2 protein-coding genes are annotated in these 1,927 nt (G+C 62.5%); both read left to right on the top strand.

The window, feature by feature from the left end; all coding sequences use genetic code 11:
- Window positions 1-143 precede the first annotated feature (143 nt).
- Entirely contained in the window at window positions 144-1,016 is an 873-nt protein-coding gene (locus tag EN893_RS31675) for a cytochrome c1 (protein WP_127270560.1), read from the top strand.
- A 127-nt stretch (window positions 1,017-1,143) separates the two neighbouring features.
- Complete coding sequence (locus tag EN893_RS31680) at window positions 1,144-1,839, top strand: phosphatase PAP2 family protein (protein ID WP_127269623.1); 696 nt, start codon at window positions 1,144-1,146, stop codon at window positions 1,837-1,839.
- Window positions 1,840-1,927 lie beyond the last annotated feature (88 nt).

A 1,927-nucleotide genomic window follows, 5' to 3' on the forward strand; every position in this document is an offset into this window, starting at 1 on the left:
GATCGAGACGCCGCGACGGCTGCCGAACTCGATCACCGAGGCGGTCCTCGAGAAGAACAAGGGCGGCAGCGGACATCCGGCGGGCGCTACGGCGGCGCCGGAAACCAAAGGCTGAGCGGGTAGAGAATCTAAGGGGATTTGGCATGAAAAAGATTCTCACCTCGCTGGCGCTGGTCGGCCTCGTGGCCGTCGGCATCGGGTCGGCAGGCACTTGGGCGATCGCCGCCGAAGAGGCGCACAACGCCGCCGCGCCGACGCATTTCCCGATCCACGAGCCGAAGGAAATGGACTGGAGCTTCACCGGCCCGTTTGGCACCTATGACAAGGCGCAGCTGCAGCGAGGCCTCAAGGTCTACAAGGAAGTCTGCGCGGCCTGCCATTCGATGAACATGGTGGCGTTCCGCACGCTGTCGGACCTCGGCTATTCCGATGCGCAGATCAAGACGCTGTCGGCCGAGTACACGATCCATGACGGTCCCAACGATGCCGGCGACATGTTCGACCGTCCCGGCAAGCCGTCCGACCACTTCCCGCCACCGTTCGCAAACGACGAAGCGGCCGCCGCTTCCAATGGTGGTGCTGCTCCGCCCGACATGTCGCTGCTGGCCAAGGCGCGCGGCGTCGAGCGCGGCTTTCCGCAATTCGTCTTCGACATCTTCACCCAGTATGACGCGGGCGGCCCCGACTATATCCACTCGTTGCTGACAGGCTACGACGAGACACCGCCTGCCGGCATGGTCATCCCGGAAGGCACCCACTACAACCCCTATTTCATGTCGGGCGTGTCGCTGAAGATGCCCAACCCGCTGTCCGACGGCCAGGTGACCTATGATGACGGCGCGCCGCAGACAGTCGACCAGTACTCCCGCGACGTTTCCGCCTTCCTGATGTGGGCGGCCGAGCCGCATATGGAAGACCGCAAGAAGACCGGTTTTCGCGTGCTAGTGTTCCTGCTTCTGTTCGGCGCTCTGGTCTATCTCACCAAGCGCAAGGTGTGGGAAGGCGTGGCGCATTGAGCCACACAATCAAGTGATCGCGAAGGGCGCCGAGAGGCGCCCTTTTGCATTTCCGGAGGCTGGTCATGTCACATGGCCGTCACCGCATCCGGCGATCCTGTGCTGCTCTCATCAAAGGATCGCATTCATGAAAAGATACGCATCGATCGCGGCAGGCCTGTTGCTGCTCATCATCGGCTCGGCCGCGCAAGCGGAAGACGCCCAGCCCTTCGTCACCAACAAGGATGTCGACTTGACGATGATCCTGCCGCCGCCGCCGGCAAACGATTCGGCACAGACCAAGGCCGAACTCGGCGAGGTGCTGACGCTGCAGGTGACGCGCACACCGGAGATGGTCGCCAGCGCGGTGGCCGATGCCGAGGAGAATGTCTGGCGCTTTGCCGACGTCATGGGGCCGAAATTCAACAAGGAAACGCTGCCGAAATTCAGCGCCTTCTTCGATCGCGTGGTGGCTACCGAAGGCGCTGTCGTCGATCCGGCCAAGGATGTCTGGAAGCGCCCGCGCCCGCATCAGCTCAGCGATCTCGTCAAGCCTGCGGTCAAGCTGTCGAACTCCGGTTCCTGGCCTTCCGGACACGCCACCGTCGGCACGATGATGGGCATCATTCTGTCCGACATGGTTCCGGAAAAGCGCGCCGAGATCATGGCACGTGCGAGCGAATACGCCCACAACCGCGTGGTTGGCGGCATCCATTTTGCGTCCGATGTCGAGATGGGCAGGATTTCCGGCAGCGTCATTGCCGCGGTCCTGCTCAACCGGGACGACTTCAAGGCTGAATATGAAGTGGCCAGAGCCGAGCTTCGTTCCGATCTCGGCATGTAATCTTTGTCGGCCGGATCAGACGGGAAGGGGCGCTTCAGGCGCTCCTTTTCCGTCTGCGCCAGTGCTGAGGCGGAAGTTCGGCAATTAG

This window comes from Mesorhizobium sp. M7A.F.Ca.CA.004.04.2.1 (assembly GCF_004022825.1).
Taxonomy (GTDB): Bacteria; Pseudomonadota; Alphaproteobacteria; order Rhizobiales; family Rhizobiaceae; genus Mesorhizobium.